The organism is Streptomyces sp. PA03-1a, from assembly GCF_033792805.1.
Classification (GTDB): domain Bacteria; phylum Actinomycetota; class Actinomycetes; order Streptomycetales; family Streptomycetaceae; genus Actinacidiphila.
On sequence record NZ_JARAVO010000428.1, the window covers coordinates 1 to 3126 of the forward strand.

Genomic DNA, 3126 nt, shown 5'->3' on the forward strand with positions numbered 1-3126 from the left:
CCCCCGACCCCCATCCCGCGAGGTGGAAGACCCTTGAGCCCCGGCGAGAACGGCGAGGCCCCCGCCCGCATCCTGATCGTGGACGACGAGCCCGCGGTCCGCGAAGCACTCCGGCGCAGCCTCGCCTTCGAGGGATACGAGACCGAGCTGGCGGAGGACGGCCTGGCCGCCCTGGACCAGGTCGCCTCCTACCGGCCCGACGCGATCGTCCTCGACGTCCTCATGCCGCGCATGGACGGCCTCACCACCGCCCGCAGGCTCCGGTCCGGCGGCACCACCACACCGATCCTCATGCTCACCGCCCGCGACACGGTGGGCGACCGGGTCACCGGTCTCGACGCGGGCGCCGACGACTACCTCGTCAAGCCCTTCGAGCTGGACGAACTGCTGGCCCGGCTGCGGGCGCTACTGCGGCGAAGCGCGTACGCGACGGTGCCGGGCGGCGACCACGGCGAGGAGGGCGTGCTGTCCTTCGGGGACCTGCGGATGGACACCTCGACCCGCGAGGTCACCCGGGCCGGCGTGCCGGTCGAGCTGACCCGCACCGAGTACACCCTGCTGGAGATGTTCCTCGCGCACCCGCGCCAGGTGCTCACCCGGGAGCAGATCCTCAAGGCGGTCTGGGGCTTCGACTTCGAGCCGAGCTCCAACTCCCTGGACGTGTACGTCATGTACCTGCGGCGCAAGACCGAGTCCGGCAGCCTGCCCCGCCTGGTCCACACCGTGCGGGGCGTCGGCTACGTGCTGCGCTCCACGGAGGGCAAGGGCTGATGCCGCGCATCCCGCGCTTCCGTTCCCTGCCGCTGCGGTCCCGGCTGGCGATCCTCACCGCGGCCGCCGTGGCGGCCGCCGTGGCCGCGTGCGCGCTGGCCTGCTGGTTCATCGTGCAGAAGCAGCTGATGGACCAGCTGGACGAGTCGCTGCGCGCGCCGGGCAACGCGGCCCCCGCCGCCCGGAGCGTGCTCGTGGACTACGGATGCCTGAGCAAGCCCCAGAACGACACGTCCGACGGGGCGCTCGCCTTCAACCCCAACCACTCGTCCGTGCTGCTCGTCACCGAGGACGGCACGGGGTGCTGGGTGCTCGGCGACGAGATGCTCCCGGTGAGCGAGGCCGACCTGGCCGTGGTCCGGGGTGACGCGTCGGAGTCGCTGCAGACCGTGACCACGAAGGACGGCACGGAGATGCGGGTGCTGACGCGGCCCGCCCAGATCGAGTACTCCCGCCATCAGACCGAGCGGGCCGCGATCTCCGTGGGCCGCCCGCTCAGCGAGGTGACCGGACCGCTGAACACCCTGGCCGTGATCCTGCTGGCCGTCAGCGGGATAGGGGTGGTCGGCGCCAGCGTCGCCGGACTCGGGGTGGCCCGCGCGGGGCTGAAGCCGGTGGACCGGCTCACCGACACCGTGGAGCACGTCGCCCGCACCGAGGACCTGAGCGTCCGCATCCCCGTCGAGGGCCGCGATGAGATCGCCCGGCTCTCGGCCTCCTTCAACTCCATGACGGCCGCGCTGTCCTCCTCCCGCGAGCTGCAGCAGCAGCTGATCGCGGACGCTGGTCATGAACTGCGCACCCCGCTCACCTCCCTGCGCACCAACATCGAACTGCTGGAACGCAGCGAGCTGACCGGCCGGGAACTGCCCCCGGAGGACCGCCGGGAGCTGATGCTGTCGGTGAAGGCCCAGATAAGCGAACTGGCCACGCTCATCGGCGATCTGCAGGAGCTGTCCCGTCCGGACGGGGCACCCGGCGGGTCGCCCTCGCAGACCGTGGCGTTCCACGAGGTCGTGGAGGCGGCGCTGGAGCGGGCGCGGCGCCGTACCGGTCCCGACCTGAAGATCACCACCGAGCTGGCCCCCTGGTACCTGCGGGCCGAACCGTCCGCCCTGGAACGGGCGGTGATCAACCTCCTGGACAACGCCGTGAAGTTCAGCCCGCCGGCCGGCACGATCGAGGTCGACCTGCACGGCGGCGAGCTCACGGTCAGGGACCACGGCCCGGGCATCCCACCGGAGGACCTGCCGCACGTGTTCGAGCGCTTCTGGCGTTCGGCCTCCGCCCGCAGCCTGCCCGGCTCGGGCCTCGGCCTGTCGATCGTGGCCCGTACGGTGCAGCAGCTCGGCGGCACCATCGCCCTCCACCCCGCGCAGGGCGGCGGCACCGTGGCACTCGTACGACTGCCCGGGGCGCAGACCCCGCCGCCCCGGACGCCCGGGACACCCGAGACACCGGTGACTCCCGGGACACCCGGGACACCGGAGATGCCCGGGACACCCGAGACCGTCTGAGGCCGTCTGAGACCGCTGGCACGCCGGGTGGCCCGCCCGTCCGGGCCGGCTACCCGGCGTGCCAGCGCTGCGCGTCGCCGCTGCCGGCGGAAGCGAAGGAGAGGGTGGAGCCGGGGGTCGAGCCGTCCGGCTGCATCGCGGTGCCGAGGTCGATCTGCGGGCGGATCCGGCCCAGGGAGTCCACCAGGAACTGCAGGTTCCGCGCGTTCCTGCCCTCGACCGACGAGCAGGCCCAGATGCCGAGGCCGCGATCGGTGTCACCGCGTGAGTCCAGGCAGAACGAGGAGTCCGCGCCGTTGACCAGCAGGCCGCGGGAGTCCACCCGCCACTGTTGGGAGGCGGAGCCGGAGTCGCAGCCCGCGACGATGACGTCGTCGCCCTTGTCGAACTCCTCGTCCCGCACGTCCAGGCAGAGGCCGGACGCGTCGTTGACGATCTGGCCGTAGCTGCTGCCCGGCACCCTCCGCGGCGGGCCGGCGCTCGGCGTGCGCGTCGCCGGGACGTGTTGGGTGGCCCCGGCGCCGGGCCGCGTGGGCGACCGGGTCGCCGAGGCGCTCGGGGTCCCCGCGGGGCTCGGGGTGAAGGTCTGCGTCGCGGTGGCGGTGGCGGTCGCGGTGACCGTGACCGAGCCCGTGGGCGGCTGGGGCAGTGCCCTGTCGCTGCCGGTCGGTGCGGGGTCGTCGCCCGTCGCGTACACCAGGCCGGTGACCGCCAGGCTGGCGGCGACGACCAGCACCAGGGAGACCAGGGGCGAGGGGTGGCGGGCGCGCAGGTTCAGCAGCCGCTCCAGCGGTCCGGGACGCCTGCGCCGGCGGGACGTCGGGGGCGGAGCCGGCGG

At 73.5% G+C, this 3126-nt stretch carries 3 protein-coding genes; 2 read left to right on the forward strand and 1 reads right to left on the reverse strand.

What is annotated here, in order from left to right:
- Nucleotides 1–33 precede the first annotated feature (33 nt).
- Both PV341_RS44425 and PV341_RS44430 read left to right on the forward strand, forming a co-directional pair.
- Entirely contained in the window at nucleotides 34–771 is a 738-nt protein-coding gene (locus tag PV341_RS44425) for a response regulator transcription factor (RefSeq protein WP_500330737.1), read from the forward strand.
- On the forward strand, nucleotides 771–2288 hold the full coding sequence (locus PV341_RS44430; protein WP_500360930.1) for a sensor histidine kinase: 1518 nt from the start codon (nucleotides 771–773) through the stop codon (nucleotides 2286–2288). The genes PV341_RS44425 and PV341_RS44430 overlap by 1 nt, the downstream gene beginning before the upstream one ends.
- A 49-nt stretch (nucleotides 2289–2337) precedes the next feature.
- On the opposite strand, the gene PV341_RS44435 is transcribed toward PV341_RS44430, so the two are convergent.
- On the reverse strand, nucleotides 2338–3126 hold a 789-nt coding region (locus PV341_RS44435; RefSeq protein ID WP_500360932.1), incomplete at its 5' end, for an RICIN domain-containing protein.

Coding starts and splice junctions, on each gene's coding strand:
- PV341_RS44430 (WP_500360930.1), top strand. CDS start 771: ATGCCGCGCATCCCGCGCTTCCGTTCCCTGCCGCTGCGGTCCCGGCTG.